This is a genomic window from Nocardioides eburneus (assembly GCF_040838215.1).
Classification (GTDB): domain Bacteria; phylum Actinomycetota; class Actinomycetes; order Propionibacteriales; family Nocardioidaceae; genus Nocardioides; species Nocardioides eburneus.
In genome coordinates, this window is sequence record NZ_JBFPJR010000013.1 from 82,538 (window position 1) to 109,317 (window position 26,780).

The window sequence follows — 26,780 nt, forward strand, 5'->3', positions numbered from 1 at the left end:
GAGCCATCGTGCCCCCGCGAACGGCGGCGCACCAGTGATCCGGCGATTTCCACAGGCGATCAGCGGGTACGACGTCGGCGGCCGACCACGAGCAACACGAGCCCCACGAGGACGGCGGCCACGCCGCCGACGAGGTAGCCGCGCTCCGGGCCACCGGTGTCGGGCAGTCCGCCCGACGAACCGCCTGCCGATCCACCCGACGTGCCGGAGGTTGCGGAGGTGGCCGGCGACGTCGGCGTACCACCGTGGCCGTTCCCGCCGCCGGTCGTGCCGCCGTTGCCGCCACCGGCGTGGCGGGCGACGAGCCGGACGGCCGCGGCCGAGCGGTCGTTGGCGGGGTCGGTGTCACGTTCGCCGTGGCTCACGACGCCGCTCAGCGCGATCCTCCGGCCGGCGCTGCCCCACACCGTCCCGGTGATCCGGTAGGTCACCTGCTGGCCGGGCGCCAGGTCACCCACCGTGCAGACCAGCGACCGCGCCGGCTGGGCCGGCCGACCGACCAGCGCCGTACGGCCCATGACGATCGTGCAGTGCGCCTCGGGCGACGTACCGTCGGAGGAGCGGAGCACGAGGCCGCTGACCTTGGTGAGCCCGGACGGCACCGGGAAGCGTACGACGACGTCCGTCGCCTGCTCCGGCCCCCGATTGCGTACGACGGCGGTGAACCGCGCCGTGTCGCCCGGATGGTGCACCTTCTGCGGCGTCGTCACCCTCACCCCGACGTCGGTCGCCGGCGGGGTCGGAGGCACCTTGACGGTGCCGCAGGCCTCGTCCTCGTTGTCGCTGTAGACATCGTCGTCAGGGTCGTCGACCGCGATCGGGTCGAGCGACCCGGAGCCGACGAGCGCGCTGTTGCACAACTCGTCGTCACCGGCATCAGCGGCGATCTGGAACGTCACCGTCGCGGAGGTGGAGGCACCGGCCTTCAGCGTGCCCATCGGGCACTTCACGATCGTCTCGGTGTCGTGGATCTCCGGCGCCGGGCAGGCGCTGCCCGACTCGTCGGTCGCCGACACGAACGACATCTTGGCGGGCACCTGGTCGGCGATGACCACGTTGTTGGCGTCCGACGGGCCGTTGTTGTGCACAGTCAGCCGCCAGGTCGCCGGCTGGCCGGCGACCATCGGATTCGGCTCGACCAGCGTCTTGGTGATCGAGGTGTCGGAGACGTGCTGGACGTAGACCGGCGCCTCGGCGGTGTTGTTGGCGTAGGTCGACTCCGGGGTGTCGGTGGCGATCTTCGACGGTCCGGTGTAGGTGCCCGCCGGGGTGTCGCCCGGGATGTGCATGACGACGACCGAGGTCGCGGCGATGCCCGGCTCGAAGGGGGTCGAGGGGTCCTGCGGCTCGCAGTGCAGCGTGTAGGAGGTGTCCGACCATGCCACCGAGTCGGGATCGGCCGGGGCCTCCGGCGACCAGGTGCAGTCGTTGTTCGGCACGTCATAGCTCACCGGGACGAAACCCGGCGGGAAGGTCACGTCGCCGGTGACGTGCTGCGCCGCCGAGGGCCCGTTGTTGATCGTGTAGCCGGTGTAGGTGATGTCCTGCCCGGCCGCCGGCGTGGCCGTGCTCACCGCCGCGGAGATCGCCACGTCGGCCAGCACGTCGAGGTGCGTCGTGACCGTCGTGGTGTTGTTGCCGGTGTCCGGGTCTTCAGCGGTGGGCGACGCGACATGCGCCGTGTTGGTGACCTCGCGTGCGGTGTCGTCGGACGAGGTCTTCGCCACGACCCGCACATTGACGGACGCGCCCGCTTCGACCAGGTAGCCGCCACCACCGTGGTCGGCGTCGTCACAGGTCACGATCTCGCGGCCGTCGTCGGTCGTGCCGGTGACCGCACAGCCTGGCGAGTTGGCGGGGTCGAGGGTCATCCCGGCCGGCAGGGTGTCGGTCAGGATCGCGTCCTCGACGTCGGAGGGTCCGGCGTTGATCGCGGTCAGGGTGAAGCCGGCCGAGCCGCCGGCGTACGACGTCTGCGCGTCGGGCGTCTTCACGACCTGCAGGTCGGCCTGCTCGATGATGTCGAGCCGCTTGGTGGCCGAGACCTTCGTCGGTGTCCCGTCCATCGCCGGTGTCGTCGAGGTCGCGGTGGCGGTGTTGGGGATCTGCTCGCCCTCGGTGCCGGGGTCGATGATGCCGTAGACCGTCACCGTCACATCCGGAGCCTGGGCCGGGTAGTAGCCGGCGACGGTGCCGATGTCGCAGTGGACCGAGGCGCCGTCGTCGGCCACCGAGCAGGTGCCCTGGGTGGTCGAGACCAGCGTCGCGGTGAAGCCTGCCGGCATCGGGTCGTCGAGCACGACGTCCTGCGCGTCGGCGTCGTAGCGGTCCGGCGCCGTGTCGGGCGTGGAGAGCGTGATCGTGTAGCCGTACGTCGTCCCGGCGACCTCGGCGTCGTGCCCGTCGGCAGGGTTGACGACGCGGTCGACGGAGTCCTTGGTGATCTGCAGGTCGGTCCGCGCCTCCCCGACGGTGAACGGCGCCTGGGCGGTGTTGTTGGCGAGTGTCGTCTCCGGGGTGGTCGTGGAGGCGGTCACGCTCGCGGTGTAGTCGCCCGGGTCCTCGTAGGAGACGACCACCAGGTCGACGCTCTCGGTCACGGACTGACCGGGGGCGAGGTCGGTGCCGTCGATGGTGCAGACCAGCTCCTGGTTGACCAGCGTGCAGCGGTCGGCCAGGTCGCCGACCAGCCGCACGCCCACGTCGGCCGAGACGTCCATCCGGAAGGTGACGCTGCGCGCGAGCGACGGGCCGTCGTTGGTGATGGTGAACGTCGCCGTCCGCCATGAGCCGGGTCCGTCGTACGCCGGATCGCCGGTGCGCATGGTCACCGACATGTCGTGGACCTGGAGGTCGTCGACGGCCTGCACCGTGGTGGTGGCGGTGGAGCGGTTGTTCTGGGTCGTCGGGTCGGGGTTGGACGCTTGGGGGATCACCTCAGCGGTGTTGAGGAGGTTCGACCCGTCGGCCGCGTCGGCGGCGACCGCGACCGTCATCACCATGGTCTCGGTGGCGTTCGGCTGGATGTCGTTCGGCAGCACACAGCTCACGTCCTGCCCCGAGGTGGTGCAGACCGGCTCACCGATGGTGTTCCCGTCCGCGTCGACCACGCGGGCGGAGACGAACGAGACGCCGGCGGGCAGCGTGTCGGCGATCGTCGGGGCGAGCGCGACCAGCTGCTCCTCGTCAGGATCCGGCGGGGTGTTGGTGACCACGAACGTGTAGTCCATCTGGGTGCCGGCGCGCACGGTCCGGGGCGCGGTCTTGCTGAGCGACAGGTCGCTGTACGGATCGCCGGAGAGTGTCCAGGTGGCCTGGTTGTTGCCGGAGTCGGTGTCGTCGGCGCCGGCCACGGTCACCGTCTCGGTCACGTCGCCGGTGCCCTCCAGCGTCTCGGTCGCGGTCAGGTGCACGTGGACCACGGCCGTCCCGCCCGGCGCCACCGGTCCGTCCAGCGAACAGGTCAGCAGACCGTGGTCGGCGTCGCCGGCGGAGGTGTCGGCGACCTTGCTGGTGTCACAGGTGGCGTCCCCGTCGTAGGAGTCGAAGACGATCCCCCGCCCGGTCGGCACCAGGTCGCTCAGTGTGACACCACGGGCGGTGGACGGGCCGGCGTTGCGGACCGTGATCGTGTAGTCGATGGCCCTCGGTGCCGCGCCCGGCAGCGAGGCCCGGTTGGCGGTCTTCTCGACCGAGAGGTCGTAGTGCGCCGACAGGTTCGAGGTCGCGGTCGCGGCGTCGTTGGACGTGTTCGGATCGGTGCTGCCCGAGGTGACCGTAGCGGTGTTGGCGATGGTGCCGCTCGCCGGCGCACTGGCCACGACGGTGCCCGCGATCTGGATCTGCGCGGCCGCTCCTGCCGTCAGCGTGGCGATCGTGCAGGTCACTTGCTGACCGTTGACGACGCAGGAGCCGCGGTCCGTGGTGGCGGTGAAGTTCGTGACCGTGTCCGGGACGGTGTCGGTGACCACCACGTTCGTCGCGTCCGAGGGGCCGGTGTTCTGCGCCTGGATCGTGTAGGTGATCGGACCGCCGCCGTACACCGTCGCCGGGGCCTTCTTGGTGAGCTGTACGTCGGCCGAGGGCGCCGTCGTGGTGACCCGCGCGGTCGCGCTGTTGTTGGTGGCGTCCGGGTCGGCGTTGCCCGAGGTGACCGTGGCGGTGTTGTCGACGTTCACACCCGCGCCGAGCGAGGAGGAGAGCGTGCCGGTCAGCGTCACGCTCGCGGTGGCGCCCGCCGCGAGTGAGGCGACGGTGCAGCGCAGGCTGCCGGACTGGGCTGTGTCGCAGGTCGCCCCGCCCGTGGTGCCCGTGACGCTGCCCAGCGTGAGCTGGGCGGCATTGGCGACCTGGTCGGTGAGGACCACGTTCGACGTGTCGGACGGCCCGTTGTTGGAGACCTCCAGCGTGTAGGTCACCTGGGCGCCCGGTGCAGCGCTCGCCGGCGTGACGGACTTGGTGATCTTCATGTCCGACGTGCGCCGCAGGGTGGCGGTGTCGGTGGCGACGTTGTTGGTCTGGTCCGGGTCGTAGGACGACGTGCTCACGCTCGCGACGTTGGTGAAGGTCGTCTGCGTGGAGCTCGAGGGGATGTGGCCGTGGATGACGATCTGCCGTGACTCGCCGTTGGGCAGGTCCCCCATCGTGCAGGTGATGACCCCGTCGGCGACCTGACAGCTGCCGCCGTCGGGCGGCTCGACGTTGTCGATGGTCGACCCCGCCACGACCGGGTCCTTCATCACCACGTCCTGAGCGTCGTTCGGGCCCTTGTTGGTCACGGTGATCACTGAGCGGATGTCGCCGCCGACCGAGGCCGGGTCGGGGTTGATGTCCTTCGTGATCGACAGGTCCGCACGCCGGGTGACGTCGACGCTCGCCGGGTTGGTCGTGTAGGTCGCCGACGTCCCCGTCGTCTCGGTGGCGTAGTCGAGGTTCGCGAGGTTGGTGACGGTGGTGCCACCGGCCTCGGCGTCCAGGGTGACCTTGAAGGTGTAGGTCTGGCGCGAGGTGCCGTCGTCGGTGCAGCCGGTGCCCGAGCAGGCCATCCGCCCGCCCGTCGTGGCGTTGGCCCCCGATCCGAGCCGGACGGTCACGGTGTCATCGCTCACCTCCCCGCGATCGTCACCGGCGTCATCGGTGAGTGACGTCGTCGTCCCGGTCGCGGGATCGACGAGCGCGAGGGAGTCTGGGACGTAGGTCGTGTTCGCCGGGAGCGGGTCGCGCGAGACCACGCCGACCGCCGGGTCCTGGCCGGTGTTGACGTAGTTGAGCGTGTATTGCAGCGTGTCGCCCGGTCGGGCCGGGTTGTTGCCGTTGAGGTCGACCACCGTCTTCGACGAGGCGGTGTAGTCGGGGGCATACAGGTTGATCGCCAGGCCCACCACGCCCGGGTAGTAGACGTCGCCGTTGCTGCTGAACGTGAACGTCGCCGACGTCGCGTCGTTGGGGATCGCTCCCGACGCGCCCAGGTTCTTGATGTCGAACCCGAGCATGTTGCGATCGGCCGGAGTTCGCGACGAGACCGAGGAGCCGTTGACATCGTTGGTGGAGTCGAAGAAGTTCGATCCGGGCGAGATGCCGGTGGCGAGCTGGGTGTTGTTGAGCCGGGTGTAGTCGCCGGTCTGGGCCAGGTCACCCTCGTAGGCCACCATCGTCAACTGCGCGTCCACGGTGCCGTACGGCGGCGCCGTGAACCCGTTGACGGTGATGTTCTGCGGTGCGCCCGCGCCGACCGCGTTGAACCCGTCGAAGACGGTCAGGTTGCGCAGCGGCAGGCCGGGCGCGGAGTAGACGACGGTCATCGCCCAGCCGGCGTACCTGTCCGCACCGGTCCCGGCCACCACGTTCGCGCCCCAGTAGGCACCGTTGCCGGCCGCCGAGACGAGCGAGGTGACGTCGGCGTACCGCTGGTAGGCGTTGCTGCTGCTGGTGTTGGGGCCGAACTGGTCGTGGGTGGCCGTGCTCGCGGTGATCGTCTGGTAGTCGCCGCCCGGCGTGCGGAACTGCATCTGGTTGTAGCTGCCGGTGCCGGCGCTACCTCCGGTGCCGCGGTCGAGGCGGGCGCCCCAGTAGAGGCCGGCCCACAGCACCGTGGCACCGGCGGGGAGGCTGAGCGTCGAGGACGAGGAGTTGAACGTCGACGCGTCATCGTCCGCGTCGAGGTTGACCATGGTGAACGAGTTGTCGTCGACGGCCGCGCCGTTCTTGGCGCTGGTGCAGCTGCTCGAGGCCTGACAGGTCAGCAGGTTGTTGCCCACGGTGATGATGGCGCCGTTGGCATTGGTGGAGAACTTCGATGTGAAGTCCTGGGTGTTCGCCGCCTGGGCGATGTCGACCTGCATCGGCACGAGCACACCCACGAGTGCCAGCGTCAGCGCGATCACGGCTGACAGGCGACGGAACACGCTGCGCATCGGGTCCTCCCGTTCGCCCCGCGGCGCCGTGGCCGCCCCTCGACGTAACCGTTGGGCGTGACCTTACCGCCCCGGACGGGGCGATTTCGCTCGTGGACGCGGCCCGACGCCTCCCTAGACTGGGCCGCATGCCCGAGCTCCCGGAGGTCGAAGCCCTCGCCCTCGACCTGCGCGGACGGCTCCAGGACCGCGCCATCGCGAAGGTCCACCTGGCCCAGTTCAGCGCGCTGAAGACCTACCAGCCGCCGCTGCAGGCGCTCGAGGGCACGCTCGTCGACAACGTCACCCGGCACGGCAAGTTCCTCGACATCGAGGCCTCCGGCCTCCATCTCGTGCTCCACCTCGCCCGCGCCGGCTGGGTCCGCTGGCGCGACGAGGTGCCGACCATCCCGCCGAAGCCCTCCCCGAAGTCGACCCTCGCGGCGCGGGTGGTCCTCGACGACGACTCGGGTCTCGACGTCACCGAGGCCGGCACGAAGAAGAGTCTCGCGCTCTACGTGGTCGAGCGGCCCGCCGACGTACCCGGGATCGCGACGCTCGGTCCGGACCCCCTCACCGACGACTTCACCCTCACGCGGTTCCGGGAGATCCTCGCGAAGGAGGGGCGCAAGCAGCTCAAGGGCGTCCTCCGCCACCAGGGCACGATCGCCGGGATCGGCAACGCCTACTCCGACGAGATCCTGTGGGCGGCGAGGATGTCGCCGTTCAAGCCGGCCGAGCTCAGCGACGAGGAGTCACAGATCCTCTACGACGCCCTCCGCTCCACCCTCGAGTCCGCCGTCGAGCGGTCGCGCGGGCTCGCGGCCAGCGAGCTGAAGGGTGAGAAGAAGTCGAACCTCGCGGTCCACGGCCGGGCCGGCCAGGCCTGCCCGCGCTGCGGCGACACCGTCCGCGAGGTGAGCTTCGCCGACTCCTCCCTGCAGTACTGCCCCACCTGTCAGACCGGCGGCAAGCCGCTCGCCGACCGGCGGATGTCCAAGCTGCTGAAGTAGCCTCTGCGCCGTGACTATCCCCACGATCGAGCTGGGCAACGTCCCGGAGCCGCTGCCGGTCCCCGTCCTGGACGTGCGCGAGGACGACGAGTGGGCCGCCGGTCACATCGCCGGCGCCGTCCACGTCCCGCTCAGCGAGCTGCCGGCCCGTCTCGGCGACGTGCCCGAGGGGCAGACCCTCGTCGTCTGCAAGGCCGGCGGCCGCAGCGCGCGTGCGGTGATGTACCTCGCCCAGCAGGGGTACGACGTCGTCAACCTCGCCGGAGGCATGCTCGACTGGGAGGCCGCAGGACGGCCCATGGTCAGCGAGACCGGCGAGGATCCCTACGTCCTCTGAGGTCGCGGATCCCCGCCGGCGCGGCTGCCGCCGGTCTCAGTCGCAGGTGTCGGCGTAGTACGCCGACAGCTTCTCCACCTGGTCCTTGATCTGCCCGAAGTCGTCGACGTCGTCGAGGTTGAGGAACGCCTCCCACGCGTCGTGGACGTCCGAGGGCATGTCGGCCGGTGTGCCGGTGTCGCGCATCCTGTCCTGCATCGCGGTCAGGTCGTCGTTGGTGTCGACCGAGCCGTTCATCGAGGTGCAGAAGTCCGCCTTCGAGGCATGGTCGGACGAGCCGCCGGCGCTCAGGATCACCACGATGACGGCGACGATCGCGACGACGACGACCGCGCCGGCGACGATCACCATCCACGGCTTGATCCCGCCCGACCTCGGCGCGCCCGGCTGCCCGACCCCGCCCAGCCGGTCCGGCACGCCCGGCTGGCCCGGCTGGCCCGGCTGCCCAGGCACGGCGCCCGGCTGCCAGGCCGGTGCACCGGAGGCGGCCCACGCCGAGGGAGGTGCGGCCGGCGGTGCCGGCGGCGGCGGGGTGGTGGGCGCCCCCGGCGGCGCGGTCGGAGCAGCCGGCTTGGCGAACATGTCCGATGCCGAGGCCGCCGCCTGCGCGGTGGGATCGGTGGCGGGCCGCACCCGCGTCCGGTCGTCGAGATCGTCGGCCGGCGCAGGCGAGGCGGCCGGAGGCGCGACCGTCGGAGCAGCGGGCGGGGCGGGCGGCACGGCCGCGGGCTGGGTGTGCTCGGTCCACTGGGTCCCGTCCCACCATCGGGTGGTGCCCTGCGCGTCGACGTACCAGCCTGCCGGCGTCTGGCTCATCACTGATTCCTCTCGAGGTGGGGTGTACGCCGCCCGAGTGCGCGGCCGGAGGCGGAGCCTGTGTCGGGCCGGCCTCCCAGCGTGCGCGCGGGCGCATCCCCACTCTGCCCCGCCGGACGCGAGGCTAACCGTCGAAGGCTGCGGGAAGTGGGAGCGAGAGCGCACGCTCGAGCCGGTCGAGGTAGCCGGCCCGCGGGACCTCCACGACGCCGAGGGAGGCGAGGTGGGGCGTCTGCCACTGCACGTCGAGGAGACGCCGGCCGACGACGTCGGGATCACCCTCGCGGAGCACCTCGACAAGCCCGAGGAGCGCGACCTTCGACGCGTCCCGCTCGCGGTGGAACATCGACTCCCCGGCGAAGAGCCCGCCGATGGCGACGCCGTACAGGCCACCGGCGAGCCGCCCGTCCCGCCAGGCCTCGACCGAGTGGGCCCACCCGAGACGATGGAGGGCGACGTACGCCGCCGTGATCCTCGGGTCGATCCAGCCCTGCGGCCGGCGCGGGTCCGCGCAGCCGGCGACGACGTCCTCGAAGGCGGTGTCGATCCGGATCTCGAAGTCGCGCGCGGAGCGGCGCAGCGAGCGGGAGACCTTGAGGCCGTCGAGCGGGAGGACACCCCGCTCGACCGGGGAGAACCACAGCATCGGGTCGTGCGGCGACTCCCCGGGCATGGGGAAGAGCCCGTGGCGGTAGGCCGCCAGGAGCGTCCCCGGCTCGAGGTCGGCGCCCATCGCGACGAGGTCGTCGAGGAGCCCGTCGGCCTGCGGGTCGCGCAGGTCGGCGAAGACCCATCGGGTCGGTTCGGGCTCGCGAGGCACAGGGGGACGGTAGCGGCTCGTCGCCGGGCCGGAGGGAGTGGCCGGTCGCCGCTGGTCGCGAACCGCTTCCTACTCGTCCGTAGGATCTGCCCATGGTCAACCGCAAGAAGGCCCTGACGACGGCCGCCGGAGCGCTGGCGCCGAAGCTGGTCGAGCTCGCGCCCGGCTTCACCTCCGGGTTCATCCGCCAGGCGCTCCACCGTGCGATCGTCGGCGTCGGCCCGCTGCCGGGCGCGCTGAAGGCCGCCGAGAAGCAGCTCAAGGAGCAGAAGGGCGACGTCGACAAGGCCGTCCGCGAGGTCATCGAGAACCACGTGGCGCTGGCCTCAGCCGGCGGGTTCGCGACCAACCTCGGCGGTCTCGTGACCGCGGCGGTGCTGATCCCGACCAACGTCAGCGGCCTCGCCATCATCCAGTGTCGGATGGTGGCGGGCATCGCCCACCTGCGCGGCTACGACCTCGACGACCCGCGCACCCGCAACGCGATCCTCGTCTGCCTGCTCGGCGAGGACCGTGTCACCCGTCAGGTCAAGCGGAAGAAGCTCCCGGCTCCGCCGATGGCGATCGCCACGGCGCCGACCTACGACGCGACGCTCGACAAGCTGGTCGCCTCGGAGGTGGCCGCCGAGATGCTGAGCAGGGTCGCGGGCAAGCGGCTCGCCGCCACGGTCGGGAAGCGGATCCCGGTCATCGGCGGCGTCGTCGGGGCCGGGTCGGACGCGTGGACGACGTTCCAGATCGGCCGCTACGCCGCCCGCGAGCTCCTGCCCCGCACCACGCGGTAGACCCTCAGCAGCACCCGCCCGGCGAGGCTGCGCTCGAGCCGGAGGTAGATCCGCCGCTGCAGGCGGCTCTCCTCCAGCCGGTGGTAGGCGTCCCGGAGCTCGGCCAGTTCGCCGTGCAGCCGGCGCTCCTCGTGGCGCGCCCGGGCGTTCTCGACCAGCAGCGCCTCGATGACGTCGACCGACGCCGCGGCGACCTGTCGCGGTCGCGGGCGGTCGGGGTCGGCGTACGCCGTCGGGTCGCCCGTGACGCCGACGAGCTCGTCGAGCGAGCCGACGACGTCGTACCTGCGGGAGCGGAGCTCCTCGACCCACCGGCGGGACAGCTGCTCGACCCACGGCGCGACGTCGGGCGGCAGCGCCAGGCGCGGCGACCCCCGCCGTTGGGAGAGCACCCGGTGGGCGAGCAGCTCGCGGACCAGGGGGCGGTAGTCCGCCGGCGCGACGACGCCGTTCGCCTTGAGGTTGATCCGGCGCAGCAGCGCGGTCTCCGGGACGCCGAGCGACGGGTTGGCCCGCTCGCCCCGCAGGTCGAGCTCGAGACCGTCGAGGCCGAAGGCGTTGCTGAACCGCTTCCACAGCAGCGTGCGGTCGCTGCCGGCGGGCGGCACGGTGATGAGGTGGATCTGCTCCGGCGGGAGCCGGTGACCCCACCGGTCCAGGATGTCCGGCAACTCCTGCACGGCCCAGAACCACGAGCCCACCTGGGAGTCGCGCGCCGGGTCCTGGATCCGCGCCAGGAAGCGGGCGTAGGTGAGGGTGCTGCGGTGCTTGACGTTCTCCTGCCACTCGGCCGGGATCTGCCGCGCCAGGTCGCGCACGGAGAGCAGCAGGTGGACCTCGCAGCCCTCGCCGAACGAGGCCAGCGCCGCGTCGGCCTGCTGCCGGGACGCATGGGCGAGGATCTCGTGGCTCACGATGACGGTGCTGCCGTCCGGCGCGTCGCGTACGGCGGCGGCGAGCCGCTCCCAGGCGCCGAGCGACTCGGCCTCGAGACCGCCCCACGGCAGCTTCATCAGGTCGAGCGCGGCGAGGAAGTGCGCGTCGAACCGGTCGGCCGGATAACAGATGCCGTGGCCCACGAGCCGCTCGCGGTTGCGGAAGAGGACGTCTTGGAGATAGGTGGTCCCGGTCTTCGGCGTGCCCACGTGCAGCAGCACCCGCTTGGTCACGACAGGCTCCTCCTCGGTCCGTCCACCAGCAGCCGCAGCATCAGCGCCAACGCCCCGCCGGGATCGGGAGTCGCTGCCGGAGCGGCCCCGGACCGCTCCCGCGGCAGCAGCAGGTCGGGGTCGCCGTGGACAGCGTAGCCATCGGCCAGCAGGCCGTCGCGGAGGGTCAGCGCCCGCTCGGTGACCCAGTCGAGGTCGTCGGCGGGGACGGCGAGCGCGGGGCCGGCGGCGCCCGGAGCGGCGGCCCGGCGCAGCCGCGGCAGCAGCGCGCGCCGGAGCAGCCGGGCCTTCTCCTCGGGCTCCACGAGCAGGCCGAGCAGCGGCCCGACCCGGCGCGCCACCTCGACGGCGTCGGCGGCCAGGCGCGGCGGTCCGGGCATGCGGCCCCCGACGCCGAGCAGCGTCGGCAGCTCGCTGGGGTCGAGCACGATCTCCACCCGCTCGCGCCCGACCCGGTCGGCCCACCAGCCGGCGATGCGCCGCAGGTCGCCGCGCGGGCCGAGCTCATCCTCCCGGCGGGCGCGCGCGAGCCACGGCGCGAAGGCGATCGCCCCCTGGCCGAAGCAGCGGGCGGTCCACACGTGGGTGAGCAGCTCGTCGAGCGGCGCGCCGACGACGTACACCGTCATGCCGCGGCCGCCCTGTGGCCGGCCCTTCCGGACCAGCTCGTCACGGAGCGGACCGGTGATCCACCGGTCGCCGACGAGGCGATAGCGGGTGCGCAGGCGGCGACGCCAGCGGTAGCGCGGCTCGGGGTCGCACAGCCCCGCGACGAGGTCCTCGGCCAGCAGGAGCCCGGCCGTGCGCATCAGCTCCTCGGCGGGGAGGTCGGCGGGGTCGACCGGCGCGACGCCGTACGCCGGCGGCGGACCGTCGCCGCGCAGCGGGAGGCCCCGACGACCGCGGCCCGGTGCGCTGGTCGTCTGGACCCGGTCGGCCAGGTCGGGACCGACCTCGCCGGTCTCGTTGAGCCGACGGAGCAGCTCGAGCTGCTCCGCTCCGGGGAGCGGGCCGTCGGCGTACGCCTCGCCGGTCCACGCCGCCCAGGGCGTGGTCCCGCCCTCGCGGAGGTGGGCCGCCCAGCCATGGCCGCGGGTGCTCGTGAGGCTGCTCGAGGCGCCGGCCGTCGGGCCTGTCACCGGCCGCCCCGGGCGCGGCGGACGGCCTTGGCGACCTTCGCACGCAGCTGGTCGTCGGGGTTGGGCCGGCGGCCCGCCTCCAGGACGACGGCGACGAGGGCATCGAGCGCGGCATCGGCGACGTCGCGCGGGCGCGGCTTGTCGGGGTTGACCCACGGCTCGTCGGCCGCGGGACGGCGCGGCCGGAGCTCGTCGAGGTCGCCGACGACGTGGACCTTGGCGCCCTGGGCCCACTCGATCCAGCTCTCGGCGACCTGCTCGACCCAGTCGTACTCGCCCGGCGGCAGGGTCACCCGCGTCATGTCCGTGCGCTGCGCGAGGGTCCGATGGGCGATGACCTCCCGAACGATGGTGCGGTAGTCGTCGCCGCCGAAGTCCTCGTCGAGGAGCACGGCGTTGAGCCGCCGCAGCAGCGTGGTCTCGGCGCCCCCGAGCGACGGGTTGTGACGCTCGGCCTCCTCGGGCGCCCACGCCGGGTCGATGCCGACCACCTCGCAGAAGCGCAGCCAGAGCGTCTCCTTCGGCGCACCGGGCTGCGGCACGGTGATGAGGTGCACCCGCTCCGGCGGGAGGTTGCAGCCCCACCGGGTCAGCACGTCGGGGAGCCCCTGGACCCGCCAGAACCACCGGTTGGGATGGTTCTGCTGCGCCTTGCGGACCTGACGGAGATAGCGCCGGAAGCCGTTGCGCCCGTTGTGCTTCACCTGCTCCTGCCACTCCGCGGGCAGCTGGCGGGCGATGTCACGGGCGGTGTAGATGACGTGGACCTCGAAGTCGCGCAGGTCGCGCATCGCGCGCTGGACCTGCTGCGGGCGGGCGCCGGCCAGGATCTCGTGGCTCACGAGGACCGTGCCGCTGCTGCGCTTGACCCGCCGGACGAGGGCGTCCCACTCGCCGTGCACCTCGTCGCGCATCCCACCCCACGGCCGGTCGATGAGGTCGAGGGCGGGCTCGAACATGTCGCCCTTGAGCCCCGTCGGGTAGGCGATGCCGTGCCCGGCCAGCGACACCCGGTTGAGGAACAGCCTGTCCTGCAGATAGGTGGTGCCGGTCTTCGGGGCGCCGACGTGGACGTAGACCCTGCGACTCATGCACCAGATTGTGACTCAGTCACGGTCGGGGCCACCTCACGCCCCCGCTGCGGCCGTGCCCGCCCCGAGCGCGCGGACGACGGCGCTCGGGCTCTCCTTCCCGATCTCACCGCTCAGCCAGACGCTGGTCGCGACGACCTTGGCCAGGTCGACGCCGTGCTCGATGCCGAGACCGTCGAGCATCCAGAGAAGGTCCTCGGTCGCGAGGTTGCCGGTCGCGCTCTGCGCGTACGGACAGCCGCCGAGCCCGCCGGCGCTGGCGTCGTACGTCGTCACGCCGGCGTGCAGCCCCGCGAGGGTGTTGGCGAGCGCCTGGCCGTAGGTGTCGTGGAAGTGCAGCGCCAAGCGGTCCACGTCGACCCCGGCCTCGACGAAGGCGGCGACGAGCGCGGTGACGTGACCGGCCGTGCCGACGCCGATGGTGTCGCCGAGGCTGAGCTGGTCGGCGCCGAGGTCGAGCAGGCGGCGGCCGGCGGTCACGACCTGCTCGATCGGCACCCGCCCCTCCCACGGATCGCCGAAGCACATCGAGACATAGGCCCGGACGGTCGCGCCGGCGTCCTTCGCCCGCGTCACGACGGGCTCGAACATCGCGAACTGCTCGTCATAGCTGCGGTTGAGGTTGCGCTGGGCGAAGGTCTCGGTGGCGCTGCCGAAGACCGCGACGTGGGCCAGGCCGAGGTCGAGCGCGCGGTCGAGTCCGCGCTCGTTGGGCACCAGCACCGGTAGGTCACGGGCCACGTCGCCGAGCCGCTCGGCGAGCAGCGTCTCCAGGTCGGCCGCGTCGGCGAGCTGGGGCACCCAGCGGGGATGGACGAAGCTGGTCGCCTCGACCGGCGAGAGCCCCGCGTCGAGCAGCCGGGCGATCAGCTCGGCCTTCGTCGCGGTCGGGATCGCGGTCTTCTCGTTCTGCAGGCCGTCGCGCGGTCCGACCTCATAGATCGTGACCCGGGACGGCAGCCCCTCCACAGGTACGACGGCGGGCAGGGGTCCCATCACGCGTCTCCTTCCTCGGGCCGGTCGACCCGGAACAGCTCGGCGCCCAGCGCGACCTGCGCTCCGGCGGCGGCCGCGCCGAGCACGACCCGGCCGGCGAACGGCGCGGTGAGCGCCACCTCCATCTTCATCGCCTCCATGACGCCGAGCACCTGTCCCTCGGTGACATCGTCGCCGTCGGCGACGCGCACCTCGAGGACCGTGCCCGGCATCGGCGCGAGGACCGTGCCGTCACCCTCGTGCGCGTGCGCTCCGGCGACCCGGTCGGGCGGCGTGAAGACGAACCGCTGGCCCTCATGGACGACCTCGACGCTCTCCTGGCCGGGGCTCGGGTGGATCACCACGGTCGCCCGCTCGGCCACCCCGGGCGGGAGCGGCGTCACGGTCACCGGCTCGTCGAGCTCGACGACCACGGGCGCCGGCGGTCCCCCGAGGCGGAAGCCGTCGGCCCGGAACGGGCCGCCGTCGGCGTACCTGTTCCGCTCGGCGACCGCCCAGGCGGCGATGCGACGCGGGAGCTCCGGGTCGGGTGCCGGAACCTCGTGGCGGTCGAGCCAGGCGGTGTCGATCGCGGCGTCGCGGAACTCGTCGGAGGCGGCGAGGGCGCGCAGGAAGCCGGTGTTGGTGGTCAGCCCCACGATCACGGTCGCGTCGAGCGCGCGGACGAGCGACCGGCGCGCGCTCTCCCGGTCGGCACCGCGGGCGATCACCTTGCCGAGCATCGGGTCGTACGCCGTGCTCACCACCTGGCCGCTCTCCAGCGCGTGGTCCACCCGCACAAACGCGTCCGCGCTCGGCCACCGCACCTGCGTCGCGGTGCCGGCCTGGGGCAGGAAGCCGTGGAAGGAGTCCTCGGCGTAGACCCGCGCTTCGATCGCGTGGCCCGACACCGTCACATCGGCCTGGTCGAAGGGCAGCCGCTCCCCGGCAGCCACCCGGAGCTGCAGCTCGACGAGGTCGAGCTCCGCCCCCTCGACCCGCACGACCGCCTCGGTGACGGGGTGCTCGACCTGGAGGCGGGTGTTCATCTCGAGGAAGTAGGCCTCGCCGGTCCGGTCGTCGAGGAGGAACTCGACGGTGCCGGCGTTCTCGTAGCCGACGTGCCGGGCCAGCGCCACCGCCGAGCTCGTCACGAGCTCGCGGACCTCGGGCGTGATGGTCGGCGCCGGCGCCTCCTCGAGGACCTTCTGGTGGCGGCGCTGGGTCGAGCAGTCCCGCTCGAAGAGGTGGACCACGTGGCCGTGGGCGTCGCCGAGCACCTGCACCTCGATGTGGCGACCGCGCTCGACGTACTTCTCGATCAGGAGCGTGTCGTCGCCGAACGCGCTGCGCGCCTCCCGCGCCGCCGCGGCCTTCGCCTCCTCCAGGTCGGCCGGATCACGCACCACGCGCATGCCCTTGCCGCCACCGCCGGCGGCGGCCTTGACCAGGACCGGGAAGAGGTCGTCGGTCGAGTCAGGACCGACCGAGTCTGCGTCGAAGGACGGCACCACCGGCACGCCCGCGGCGACCGCGACCTCGCGGGCGGCGTCCTTGCGGCCCATCAGGTCCATGACGTCGGCGGACGGGCCGACGAGCGTGAGGCCCGCCTTCTCGACCGCGCGGGCGAACGCCGCCCGTTCCGAGAGGAAGCCGTAGCCGGGATGGATCGCCTCGGCGCCGCTCTCCAGCGCGGCGGCGACGACCGCGTCGATGTCGAGGTAGGACGGGACACGTACGGCGGCGTCGGCCGCCCGGGCGTGGGGGGCGGACACGTCCAGGTCGGTGTGGAGCGCCACCGTGCGCAACCCCATCCGGCGCGCGGTGCGGATGACGCGGAGGGCGATCTCGCCACGGTTGGCGATCAAGAGGGAACGCATTCAGGTCCTTTCGGGCCGTGGCGGGGTCTCACATCCTGAAGACGCCGTACGACGGCGACTGGGTCGGTCGGCGGGTCGGCTCGGTGGTGGTGACGGCGAGGGCCATCGCGAGCACGCGGCGGGTGTCGGCGGGGTCGATGAGACCGTCGTCCCACAGCCGCGCCGTGGCGTAGTAGGCGTTGCCCTGGGTGTCGTACTGCTCCCGGATCGGCGCCTTGAACGCCTCCTCCTGCTCGGGCGTCTCGAGGTCGCTGCGGACCGTCGCGAGGACGGAGGCCGCCTGCTCGCCGCCCATCACCGAGATCTTCGCGTTGGGCCACATCCACAGGAACCGCGGGTCGTAGGCCCGGCCGCACATGCCGTAGTTGCCGGCACCGAAGCTGCCGCCGATGACGAGGGTGAGCTTCGGGACGACCGAGCAGGCGACGGCCGTGACGAGCTTCGCCCCGTCGCGGGCGATGCCGCGGTTCTCGTACTCCTTGCCGACCATGAAGCCGGAGATGTTCTGCAGGAACAGCAGCGGGATGCCGCGCTGGTTGCAGAGCTCGACGAAGTGGGCGCCCTTGAGCGCGGACTCGCTGAACAGGATGCCGTTGTTGGCCACGATCCCGACCGGATGACCCTCGATGTGGGCGAACCCGCAGACCAGCGTCTCGCCGTAGAGCTGCTTGAACTCCTGCAGCCGGGACCCGTCGACGATCCGGCGGATCACCTCGCGCACGTCGTACGGCGTCCGGCTGTCGCTCGGGACCACGTCCACCAGGGTCGCGGGGTCCTCGAGCGGCTCCTCCCAGTCGTCGAGCCCCGGGTGGTGGCGCGTCGAGTCCCGGACTGTCGTGGTGGCGACGATCCCGCGCACGATCTCGAGCGCGTGCTTGTCGTCGTCGGCGAGGTGGTCGACGACGCCGGACCGGCGGGCGTGCACGTCGCCGCCGCCGAGCTCCTCCGCGGTGACGAGCTCACCGGTCGCGGCCTTCACCAGCGGCGGTCCGCCGAGGAAGATCGTCCCCTCGTTGCGCACGATGACGGTCTCGTCCGACATCGCGGGGACGTAGGCGCCACCCGCGGTGCAGGAGCCCATGACGCTGGCGATCTGAGGGATGCCCGCGCGCGAGAGGTTGGCCTGGTTGAAGAAGATCCGGCCGAAGTGGTCCCGGTCGGGGAAGACCTCGTCCTGCATCGGCAGGAACGCGCCGCCGGAGTCGACGAGATAGACGCACGGCAGCCGGTTCTCCGCCGCGATCGCCTGCGCGCGGAGGTGCTTCTTGACGGTGATCGGATAGTAGGTCCCACCCTTCACCGTCGCGTCGTTGGCGACGACCATGCACGGGCGGCCGCTGATCCGGCCGATGCCGGTCACGATGCCCGCGGACGGGACGGTCCAGGGGTCGGCGCCGTCGCCGTACATGCCGTACGCCGCCAGCGGGCTCAGCTCCAGGAACGGACTGCCGGGGTCCAGGAGGCCGTCGACGCGGTCGCGGACGAGGAGCTTGCCGCGCTCGGTGTGACGTTGGCGGGAGCGCTCGTTCCCGCCTTGGCGGACCCGGGCGAGTCGGTCGCGCAGCTCGTCGGTGAGCTCACGGAGAGTGGGCATGCTGCGAGGTTAACGATCGTTAACCTCGCTGGCAAGCGGCCGGGCTCTGCGAGGATCCGGTCGTGACGACGACGATCCGGCCGCGGCGTAGGACCGACCTGCCGGCGCTGGCCGACGTGCTCCTCGCGCAGCAGGCGACGAGCAGGTACCCGTTCCGGGACCCGCTCCCGATCCCCGTCGATGCGTTCCTGCACGCCGAGGACGCGCAGGCGGCCTGGGTCGCCGAGCTCGACGGCGCTCCGGTCGGCCACGTCTGCCGCACCGGGCCGCTGTCGGGCTTCCCGGGCGCGGAGGAGATGAACGCGGCCTGCGCCGAGGCGCATGGCTGCGCCGTCGCGGAACTCTCCTGGGTGTCGACGCTCTTCGTGGGCCAGGACGCCCGCGGCCACGGCCTCGGGCGCCGGTTGCTCGACACCGTGGTCGCCGACATCGCCGCCCACGGGCTGCATCCGTGCCTGGAGGTCCTGGCGGTGCACCCGGCGGCGCTGTCGCTCTATGAGTCGTCGGGCTGGCGGCCCGTCCTGCGTCAACGGCCGGGCTGGCTCACCGAGGTCGCCGGCGACGAGGGACCGGACGTGCTGGTCATGGTGCTCGACGTCGCAGGCGCGTCGTCGCCGAGGACGTCACATCCCCTCGACGGCCCGGGCGCGGGTCCGGACCCGCAGCGCCAGCCAGGAGGCGAGGCCGAGGAGCGGTAGCACGATGCCGAGCACGCAGACCGACGGCCAGCCGCCGTGGCCGTGCAGCCAGCCGGTGAACAGCGACGCGATCGAGCCACCGACGAAGATGGTGGTCATGTAGGCGGTGTTGATCCGCGCGCGGGCCTCGGGGCGCAGCGAGTAGATGACGTGCTGCCCCATGACCTGGTGCGACTGCACCGCGAAGTCGAGGACCACCGCGGCCACGCCGAGCAGCACCCAGCTGCCCTGCCCGACCAGGGAGAGGACGAACGTCGCGGAGGCCACCACGAGGGCGAGACCGCTCGCCCAGTCGCCGTGCCCGCGGTCGGCGATCCGGCCGGCGAGCGGCGCGGCCGCGGCGCCACCGGCACCCACGAGCGCGAAGAGCGCGATCTCGCCCTGGCTGAAGCCGTGCTCGTCGATGAGCTCGTAGGCGATCGCCGTCCAGTACGCCGTGAACGCGCCGAACATCATCGCCTGCGCGAACGCCCGCTGCCGCAAGACCGGCTCCGTGCGCACCAGCCGCCAGACGGAGGCGAGCATCCCGGCGTACGACGACGAATGATCGGGCCGCCAGACCGGGAGCATCCGCCGCAGGACGAGGCTGAGCACCACCATCAGCACTGCCGAGACCACATAGATCGCCCGCCACCCGAGCACCTCGGCGAGCGCCGACGAGACCGTCCGGGCGAGGAGGATGCCGAGCAGCAGGCCGCTCATGACCGTGCCGACGTACTCGCCCTGGCGTCCCTCCGGCGCGAGATGGGCCGCCATCGGGACGAGGATCTGGACGATCACCGAGGTGATCCCGATGAGCACGGAGAGCGCCAGGAAGAGCGGGAAGACCGGGGACGCGGCCGCGACCGCGAGCGAGACCGCGGTGCCGAGCAGCAGGCGGGTGACGAGGCGGCGGTTCTCGAGCAGGTCACCGAGCGGGACGAGGAACAGCAGGCCGGCGGCGTACCCGACCTGCGTGAGGGTCACCACGAGCGATGCCGTCCCCTGGCCGACGTCGAACGCGTCGGCGACCAGGTCGAGCAGCGGCTGGCCGTAGTAGAGGTTGGCGACGGTCAGTCCGCACGCCACCGCCATGACCAGTGCCAGGGTCCGCGTCGACGCGGCCGAGCGGGCGGCGGGGCCGGTGCGCGGATCGGTCGCGGGGTCGCTCGCGGGGTGGGTCACGACCTGCCCCAACACCGCGGCACCGCGGATCCATCCCTGCCCCGGCCAGATGTTCTTCCACCCGTCGCCGCACACGGCGCGGTGAGCGGCCGTTAACCTCCTGCTATGACCACCGCGCCGGCACCCACCCGTCGCGAGCAGATCCTGGCCACGGCCGCCGAGCTGTTCGCGGCGCGCGGCTTCCACGGCGTCTCGGTCGCGGAGCTGGGCGCTGCCTGCGGCATCTCCGGGCCGGCGCTCTACAAGCACTTCTCCTCCAAGGAGGCGATTCTCGCCGAGATGCTGGTCTCCATCTCGGAGACGCTGCTCAGTGAGGGTCGCCACCGGGTCGACGCGGCCGACTCGACCGACGCCGCGATCGCCGCCCTGGTCGACTGGCACGTCGACTTCGCGCTGCGCGACCGCGCCCTCATCGTCGTCCAGGACCGCGACTGGCAGTCCCTCCCCGCGGAGGCGCGCGACCGCGTGCGGGTCCTGCAGCGCGAGTACGTCGACCTCTGGGCCGACCAGCTCCGCCTCCGTCACCCGGGCCTCTCCCGCCCCACCGCCCGCGCCATGGCCCATGCCGCCTTCGGGCTGATCAACTCCACGCCACACAACCGCGTCCTCCCCGACCGCGAGACCCGCGCCGTGCTCACCTCGATGGCCCTCGCCGCGCTCGCCCGTTGAGTCCCGCCCTGTGGCGGGTCGACTCGTGGCCTCGGGCGCGTCGAGTCGCGCCAGAGCCCGGGACTCAACCGTCCGCGAGGAGGCGTCGGGCGCGCAGGGCGGCGTCGAAGGCGATCTCGACCTCGTCGACCTCGCTGCCTGCGGCGGCGTCGCGAGAGTCGGGGTAGGAGCCGAGCAGGTCGGCGGCGGGGACGGCGACCCGGCGGAGGCGAGCCAACAGCTCGTCGCGCGGCACGCCGCGGAGGTGGAGGAGGACCTGGGCGTCGCGGTCGACGAGCCAGGCCAGCTGGTGGAGGACGGCCAACGCGTGGACGCAGACGTCGTGCCAGTGGCGGCATGTGCAGGCAGCGCCGAGCTCGCCGCCATAGGGAACCAACTCGACGCCGGCCTCCTCGGCATGCTCGACGAGGTCGTGCGGCAGCCCGCCGGCCAGGACGGCGTCGAGGCGGTGGTGGTCGGTCGAGAGCACCTCGAGGAACGCCGCCGCCGACGCGTCGTCGAGGACCGGCAGGGCCACGGTGACGGTCCACAGGCCGCCGTCGGCGTCGACCGCCGCAGCGACGCTCCCCGCGTCGACGACGAGCCCGGCGATCCGGCCCGAGCGGGCCAGCGCCCGCGCGGCGGCGAGCTGGCCGTCGTCGTACGCCGCCTCCTCGATCGCCCGCAGGAATGCGCGTCCCCACCAGGACTCCGGCCGGGGCGCGCTGCGACGGACCGGCTGGCGCTGGTGGGTGACCGCGGTCATCAGCGCCGCCGCGCCGAGCCTGATGAGCCTGACGCGGTCAGCGTCACGAGCGCACGGAGCTCCTGGTTGTCGAGCTCGGTGAGCGCCGCCTCGCCGCGACTGAGGACGGCGTCGGCGAGCGCCCGTTTGCGCGTCAGGAGCTCGGCGACCCGCTCCTCGATGGTGCCGCGGGTGACGAGCCGGTGGACCTGGACCGGCTTGGTCTGGCCGATCCGGTAGGCGCGGTCGGTGGCCTGGTCCTCGACCGCGGGGTTCCACCAACGGTCGACATGGACGACGTGGTCCGCGCGGGTGAGGTTAAGTCCCGTGCCGCCCGCCTTGAGGGACAGCAGGAAGACCGGCACGCTCTGCTGGCCCGGGGCGCCCTGGAACGCCGCCACCATTCTCTCCCGCTCGCGGACCGGGGTGGCGCCGTGCAGGAACTGGTGGGGCACGCCCGTGCGTGTCCAGTGGCTCTCGAGGAGACGCGCCATGGCGACGTACTGCGTGAAGACGAGGACCGCGCCGTCCTCGGAGATCACCGTCTCGAGCAGCTCGTCGAGGAGCTCGATCTTCTCCGAGCGGCCGGTGATGCGACCGGTGGACTGCTTGAGGAACTGGGCGGGGTGGTTGCAGATCTGCTTGAGCCCGGTGAGGAGCATGAGCACGAGTCCCCGGCGCGCGGGGTCGTCGCCGTCGAGCCGCTCGATGCGCTCCATGGTGTCGCGGACGTAGGCCTCGTAGAGCACCGTCTGCTCGCGCGTCAGCGTGAGCGGATGGTCGGTCTCGGTCTTGGCCGGCAGTTCGGGGGCGATCCCGGGGTCGGACTTGCGCCGGCGGAGCAGGAAGGGCGAGACCAGGTCGGCGAACTGGCGCGCCTTCCCGCGGTCGACGCCCGCCTCGATCTGGCTCGCCCACGCGCGGCGGAACGCCAGCCGGCTGCCGAGCAGGCCGGGGACGCACCAGTCGAGGATCGACCAGAGCTCGGTGAGGTCGTTCTCCACCGGGGTGCCGGTGAGCGCCACCCGCGCACCGGCCGGCAGGCGCCGCAGGGCGCGGGCCGTCGCGGAGGCGGCGTTCTTGACGTGCTGGGCCTCGTCGGCGACGACGAGCCCCCAGCGCACCTCGGCGAGCGTCTCGGCACTGCGGCGCATCGTCGCGTAGGTGGTCAGCACAACGCCGTCGTCGCCGCCGAGCTCGCGGGACGCGCCGTGAAAGCGCGTGACGCGGACGTCGGGGGCGAACCGCGCCAGCTCGTCCTCCCAGTTGCCGAGCAGGCTGGTCGGGCAGACGACGAGCGTCGGACCGCCCGGGCCGTGCTCCTCGCGATGGAGATGGAGCGCGATGAGCGTGACGGTCTTGCCGAGCCCCATGTCGTCGGCGAGACAGCAGCCCAGCCCCAGGCCGGTGATCCCGGCGAGCCAGGACAGGCCCGTGCGTTGGTAGTCGCGCAACGTGGCCTTCAGCCGGGTCGGCACGGGGACCTCCCGCTCCGCGGCGGTCGTCACCGCGTCGCGCAGCCGACCGATCGAGGCGCCGACCACGACCTGGTCGGCCTGCTCCTCGACCTGCGCCGGCGCCCGGCCCGTGAGCGCGACCGCGAGCGCCTCACCACCCGAGAGACGCGCGAGAAGGCGCTTGCGGGCCTTCTTGGCGATGCTGGGATGGACGACGGTCCATGCGCCGCGGAGCTTGAGCACCGGCGCCGCCGCCGACGCCAGCCGATCCATCTCCTCCTCCGTCAGCGGCTCGCCCCCGAGCGCCACCTGCCACCGGAACGCGCAGAGGTCCTGGCTCGCGAAGAGACCGTCGTGGAGGAGGTCCTCGCGCGCGCCTGCGGACGACGACCGGCCCTCCAGAACCGCCGAGGCGGTCAGCTCGCGTCCCAGGGATCGCGGCCACAGCACGTCGACCCCGCGCTCCTTCAGGTCTGCGACGCCGTCCTCCAGAAGATCCGTGATCTCGGCACCGTCGAGGGTGACGTCGGTCGGGACGGGGAGGTCGAGCAGCCGGTCGAGCACCGGCCAGGCCTCGGCCGCTCCGCGCAACGCGACCAGCGCGTGGGTCCGTGCGCGGGGACCGAAGCCGTGGTCGCTGTCGTCCTCGGTCCACAGCCGCGCCGCGTCGACCACGTGGAGCGGGTCCGCGTCGTCGTGGACCTGCGGGACCACCCGCACCGTGCCCGCGGTCAGCTCCTCCTCGTCGGCCTCGACGCGCAGCGAGACCGAGACCAGCGACGGCAGCTCGGCGCTCGCCGGCAGCGACTCGGTGACGTGGCGCGCCAGCCGAGCCTGGAGGCGCTCGCGGAAGGCGGCGGCTCGCGCCGCGTCCCGCCCCGGGTCGGCGGTCGCGTCGGCCGCCGGCCGCACCGAGGACGCCGCCGTGGACCGCCGGGCCGGCGAGGGCGAGCTCCGCGGCATCGCGTCGGCCACGGCGTCCAGCACCTCGCGCACCAGTCGCTCCGCGGCGGCGGCGTCGAGGGCGTCGTACGCCCGGGCCTCGGCGAGCAGTCGGACGCGGTCCGCGTCGCCCTCGCCGAGCGCGACCTGCCAGGACGCCGCATCGGCCGCCGGCTCGAGCCGGCCGGCCGCGACCAGCCGGAGCGCGAGATGGACCGCAGCCGCGAGCAGCGCGACCGAGGGATGGAGATCGTCACGCGACCAAGCCTTGGACAGCACCGGGATGGCCGCGCGGACGGGCAGGCTGACCGTACGACGCGCGTCGGCGAACTCGATCGTCCCCTCGCGCGGCGGGACGGCCGCGTGGAACACGGCCGGGCCGGTGACGGGGACGAAGCTCATATCGGGCAACCTAGCTCTCACCACCGACAGCGCCGCCCTCGGCTCCACCCATCGTGGAGGCCGAGGGCGGCCGCGGCGCGTCCCACGGCGTACCGATAACGCGTGGACGGGCGCCACTCGCCGGCGTGACGATGAACACGTGATCGAGGACGAGGCGCTGCACATGCTCGCCGACCGGCTCGTCGTGGTCCCCGGCATCGTCGCGGTGACGCTGGGCGGCAGCCGCGCCCGGGGCGATCACACCCCGGAGTCGGACGTGGACCTCGGGCTCTACTACCGCCCTCCGCTCGACCTCGAGGCGCTGGGCGCCCTGGCCCGCGAGGTTGCCGGCCACGACGCCCGGGTCACGCCGCCCGGGGAGTGGGGCCCGTGGGTCGACGGTGGCGCATGGCTGACCATCGACGGCACGGCCGTGGACTGGATCTATCGCGACCTCGACCGCGTCCGCGCCAGCTGGGACGACGCCCAGCAGGGGCGCTTCGGCTTCCATGCCCAGGTCGGTCATCCCTTGGGCGTGCCGGATTTCGCGTACGCCGGTGAAGTCGCCCTCGCGCGCATCCTGGCCGATCCCTCGGGCCGGTTGACGTCGCTCCAGGCGGAGGCGCGCCACTACCCACCGGCGCTGCAGGACGCCGTCGTCAGGCGACTGCGGGAGGGATCGTTCCTGCTGACGAGCGCCGGAAAGGCGGTGGAGCGCACCGACTGCGCCTACGTGGCCGGCTGCCTGTTCCGGGTCGTCCTGCTGTGCGCCCATGCCCTCCACGCCGCGGCCGGGCGCTGGGTCGTCAACGAGAAGGGTGCCGTCGCGTCGGCCGGTCTCCTCCCGACCGCGCCGGAGGATTTCGCCGGACGGGCCCAGCGGTTGTGCGGGGGCCCAGGCACCACGGCGGCGGAGCTCAGCGCCACCCTCGCGGCAGCGCGCGACCTGCTCGACGAGACCGCGGACGCGTGCGACCGCTGATCGCAGCGCCGGCGCGCGCACGTCCGGCGCACGTCCGGCCGCGAAGGTCACCGGGCATTCACCGAAAAGATTGGGAAACGGTCAGACACTCCGCTTAGGCTTGGCCGGTGACCAGCGAGTTGATTGACGAGTCCCCGCAGCAAGCCGACGACGACCGGATCACTCGCGACATCCTCGTCGTCGCCGGGGTCGTCGTCCTCGGCATGATCATGTCGATCCTCGACATCACCGTCGTGAATGTCGCGCTGCCGACCTTCCAGAAGGAACTGGCGGGGAACGGCGAGGAGATCGCCTACTCGACGGTGGCCTGGACCGTCACCGGCTACACCCTCGCGCTCGCCGCGGTGATCCCGCTCGCCGGATGGGCGGCGGACCGGTTCGGCACCAAGAAGCTGTTCATGACCGCGGTCACCCTCTTCACCCTCGGCTCCGCGCTCTGCGCCTTCGCCTGGAACATCGAGAGCCTCATCGGCTTCCGCGTTCTCCAGGGTCTGGGCGGCGGCATGCTGATGCCGCTGGGCATGACGATCATGACCAAGGCGGCCGGCCCGCACCGGATGGGCAAGCTGATGGCCATCCTCGGGGTGCCGATGCTGCTCGGCCCGATCCTCGGCCCGATCCTGGGTGGCTGGCTGATCGACGCTGCCTCGTGGCACTGGGTCTTCCTGATCAACCTGCCGCTGGGGATCATCACGATCGTCTACGCCACTCTCGCGCTGCCGAAGGACGACGTGAACCCGAGCGAGTCCTTCGACATCGTCGGCATCCTGCTGATGTCGCCGGGTCTGGCGCTCTTCCTGTACGGCGTCTCCTCGATCCCGTCGACCGGCACCGTCGCCGCCACGAAGGTGCTCGTGCCCGGCATCATCGGCGCGGCGCTGATCGCCTGCTTCGTCTTCTGGTCGTTCAAGCCGAAGCACCCGCTGCTCGACCTGCGGCTCTTCCGCGACCGCCAGTTCACCGTGTCGGTCATCGTCATGTTCCTCTTCGCGGGCGCGTTCTTCGGCGCGCTGCTGCTGGTGCCCACCTACTTCCAGCAGGTGCGCGGAGAGTCCACGCTCAAGGCCGGTCTGCTCGTCGCCCCGCAGGGTCTCGGCGCCATGCTCGTGATGCCGATCGCCGGTGTCCTGGCCGACAAGCTGCCCGTCGGCCGGATCGTGCCCTTCGGCATGCTCGGGATCATCATCGGCATGGTGGGGCTCGCCAGCAGCACCTCCCCCGACACGCCCGTCTGGCACATCTGCGCGTGGCTCTTCGTCATGGGTCTCGGAATGGGCGGCACGATGATGCCGACCTTCACCTCCGCGCTGCGCACCCTGACCGCGCACGCCGTCGCCCGTGGCTCCACGCTCATCAACGTGATCCAGCAGATCGCCAGCTCGGCCGGCGTCGCGGTGATCTCGGTCGTCCTCACCAACAAGCTCAACGGCTCGGAGCCCGTGAAGGCAGCGACGGCCCTGGCGGACGCCAAGGCCGCCGGCGAGCAGCCGCCGACCTGGGCCACCGAGCTGGCGGCGAAGCTCGGCGACGCGTTCCAGCCGTCCGTGCTCTCCGACATGGCGAAGGCGTTCCACACCAGCTATTGGGTCGCCATCGTCATCATCTCGGTCACGTTCCTCATCGCCGTCTTCTTCTTCCCCAAGAAGAAGGAGGAGGGCCTCAACACCACCGAGCACGCCCCGACCGTGCTTCACTGAGGCTGCGCGCCGAACGCTCCCGAAGCGCCGTCCACCCATCGGGTGGACGGCGCGT

Annotated in this window: 19 protein-coding genes; 7 read left to right on the forward strand and 12 right to left on the reverse strand. The window is 72.4% G+C overall.

Features of this window, described 5'->3' with window-relative positions:
• Window positions 1-59: 59 nt before the first annotated feature.
• Window positions 60-6,413, reverse strand: a complete 6,354-nt coding sequence (locus AB3X52_RS09565) for a hypothetical protein (protein ID WP_367993652.1) — start codon at window positions 6,411-6,413, stop codon at window positions 60-62.
• Window positions 6,414-6,541: 128 nt separating this feature from the next.
• Here AB3X52_RS09565 and AB3X52_RS09570 point away from each other — a divergent pair, with 128 nt between their 5' ends.
• A complete protein-coding gene (locus AB3X52_RS09570; protein ID WP_367993654.1) occupies window positions 6,542-7,405 on the forward strand; it encodes an Fpg/Nei family DNA glycosylase in 864 nt (287 codons plus the stop codon).
• Between the two features lie 10 nt (window positions 7,406-7,415).
• The gene (locus AB3X52_RS09575) at window positions 7,416-7,742 is read left to right on the forward strand and encodes a rhodanese-like domain-containing protein (protein ID WP_367993656.1); all 327 of its coding nucleotides are present in this window, start codon (window positions 7,416-7,418) and stop codon (window positions 7,740-7,742) included.
• A gap of 36 nt (window positions 7,743-7,778) precedes the next feature.
• Here the strand turns inward: AB3X52_RS09575 and AB3X52_RS09580 are convergent, their stop codons facing one another.
• Together AB3X52_RS09580 and aat are read right to left on the reverse strand one after the other, a co-directional pair.
• Window positions 7,779-8,558 (reverse strand): DUF2510 domain-containing protein, encoded by a 780-nt coding sequence (locus AB3X52_RS09580; protein ID WP_367993657.1) that lies wholly within the window; start codon window positions 8,556-8,558, stop codon window positions 7,779-7,781.
• A 124-nt stretch (window positions 8,559-8,682) separates the two neighbouring features.
• The gene (gene aat, locus AB3X52_RS09585) at window positions 8,683-9,378 is read right to left on the reverse strand and encodes a leucyl/phenylalanyl-tRNA--protein transferase (RefSeq protein ID WP_367993659.1); all 696 of its coding nucleotides are present in this window, start codon (window positions 9,376-9,378) and stop codon (window positions 8,683-8,685) included.
• Window positions 9,379-9,470: 92 nt separating this feature from the next.
• Here aat and AB3X52_RS09590 point away from each other — a divergent pair, with 92 nt between their 5' ends.
• Complete coding sequence (locus AB3X52_RS09590; RefSeq protein ID WP_367993661.1) at window positions 9,471-10,163, forward strand: EcsC family protein; 693 nt, start codon at window positions 9,471-9,473, stop codon at window positions 10,161-10,163.
• Here AB3X52_RS09590 and AB3X52_RS09595 read toward each other — a convergent pair.
• The 6 genes from AB3X52_RS09595 to AB3X52_RS09620 are packed head-to-tail and all read right to left on the reverse strand — an operon-like array spanning window position 10,124 to window position 18,011.
• Complete coding sequence (locus AB3X52_RS09595; protein ID WP_367993662.1) at window positions 10,124-11,332, reverse strand: hypothetical protein; 1,209 nt, start codon at window positions 11,330-11,332, stop codon at window positions 10,124-10,126. The genes AB3X52_RS09590 and AB3X52_RS09595 overlap by 40 nt on opposite strands.
• The gene (locus AB3X52_RS09600) at window positions 11,329-12,471 is read right to left on the reverse strand and encodes a hypothetical protein (protein ID WP_367993664.1); all 1,143 of its coding nucleotides are present in this window, start codon (window positions 12,469-12,471) and stop codon (window positions 11,329-11,331) included. The genes AB3X52_RS09595 and AB3X52_RS09600 overlap by 4 nt, the downstream gene beginning before the upstream one ends.
• The gene (locus tag AB3X52_RS09605; protein WP_367993666.1) at window positions 12,468-13,562 is read right to left on the reverse strand and encodes a hypothetical protein; all 1,095 of its coding nucleotides are present in this window, start codon (window positions 13,560-13,562) and stop codon (window positions 12,468-12,470) included. Before AB3X52_RS09605 ends, AB3X52_RS09600 begins: the two co-directional genes overlap by 4 nt.
• 36 nt (window positions 13,563-13,598) lie before the next feature.
• On the reverse strand, window positions 13,599-14,558 hold the full coding sequence (locus AB3X52_RS09610; RefSeq protein WP_367993668.1) for a hydroxymethylglutaryl-CoA lyase: 960 nt from the start codon (window positions 14,556-14,558) through the stop codon (window positions 13,599-13,601).
• Window positions 14,558-16,417, reverse strand: coding sequence for an ATP-binding protein (locus tag AB3X52_RS09615; protein ID WP_367993670.1), 1,860 nt, complete (start codon window positions 16,415-16,417; stop codon window positions 14,558-14,560). The genes AB3X52_RS09610 and AB3X52_RS09615 overlap by 1 nt, the downstream gene beginning before the upstream one ends.
• A gap of 28 nt (window positions 16,418-16,445) precedes the next feature.
• On the reverse strand, window positions 16,446-18,011 hold the full coding sequence (locus tag AB3X52_RS09620; protein ID WP_367993672.1) for a carboxyl transferase domain-containing protein: 1,566 nt from the start codon (window positions 18,009-18,011) through the stop codon (window positions 16,446-16,448).
• A gap of 62 nt (window positions 18,012-18,073) precedes the next feature.
• On the opposite strand from AB3X52_RS09620, the gene AB3X52_RS09625 reads away from it, so the two are divergent.
• Window positions 18,074-18,709 carry a GNAT family N-acetyltransferase gene (locus tag AB3X52_RS09625; protein WP_367993674.1) on the forward strand — a complete coding sequence of 212 codons (636 nt, stop codon included), beginning with the start codon at window positions 18,074-18,076 and terminating at the stop codon, window positions 18,707-18,709.
• Here AB3X52_RS09625 and AB3X52_RS09630 read toward each other — a convergent pair.
• Window positions 18,635-19,873: an MFS transporter gene (locus tag AB3X52_RS09630; protein ID WP_367993676.1), complete on the reverse strand. Its 1,239-nt coding sequence runs from the start codon at window positions 19,871-19,873 to the stop codon at window positions 18,635-18,637. The genes AB3X52_RS09625 and AB3X52_RS09630 overlap by 75 nt on opposite strands.
• 105 nt (window positions 19,874-19,978) lie before the next feature.
• Between AB3X52_RS09630 and AB3X52_RS09635 the strand changes: the two genes are divergently transcribed.
• Complete coding sequence (locus AB3X52_RS09635; protein ID WP_367993678.1) at window positions 19,979-20,542, forward strand: SACE_7040 family transcriptional regulator; 564 nt, start codon at window positions 19,979-19,981, stop codon at window positions 20,540-20,542.
• A 64-nt stretch (window positions 20,543-20,606) separates the two neighbouring features.
• Here the strand turns inward: AB3X52_RS09635 and AB3X52_RS09640 are convergent, their stop codons facing one another.
• Window positions 20,607-21,287: an SWIM zinc finger family protein gene (locus AB3X52_RS09640; RefSeq protein WP_367993680.1), complete on the reverse strand. Its 681-nt coding sequence runs from the start codon at window positions 21,285-21,287 to the stop codon at window positions 20,607-20,609.
• Window positions 21,287-24,067 carry a DEAD/DEAH box helicase gene (locus AB3X52_RS09645; RefSeq protein ID WP_367993682.1) on the reverse strand — a complete coding sequence of 927 codons (2,781 nt, stop codon included), beginning with the start codon at window positions 24,065-24,067 and terminating at the stop codon, window positions 21,287-21,289. The genes AB3X52_RS09640 and AB3X52_RS09645 overlap by 1 nt, the downstream gene beginning before the upstream one ends.
• Before the next feature lie 139 nt (window positions 24,068-24,206).
• Between AB3X52_RS09645 and AB3X52_RS09650 the strand changes: the two genes are divergently transcribed.
• Window positions 24,207-25,028: a nucleotidyltransferase family protein gene (locus AB3X52_RS09650; protein WP_367993684.1), complete on the forward strand. Its 822-nt coding sequence runs from the start codon at window positions 24,207-24,209 to the stop codon at window positions 25,026-25,028.
• A 107-nt stretch (window positions 25,029-25,135) separates the two neighbouring features.
• The gene (locus AB3X52_RS09655; RefSeq protein WP_367993686.1) at window positions 25,136-26,725 is read left to right on the forward strand and encodes a DHA2 family efflux MFS transporter permease subunit; all 1,590 of its coding nucleotides are present in this window, start codon (window positions 25,136-25,138) and stop codon (window positions 26,723-26,725) included.
• Window positions 26,726-26,780: the final 55 nt, after the last annotated feature.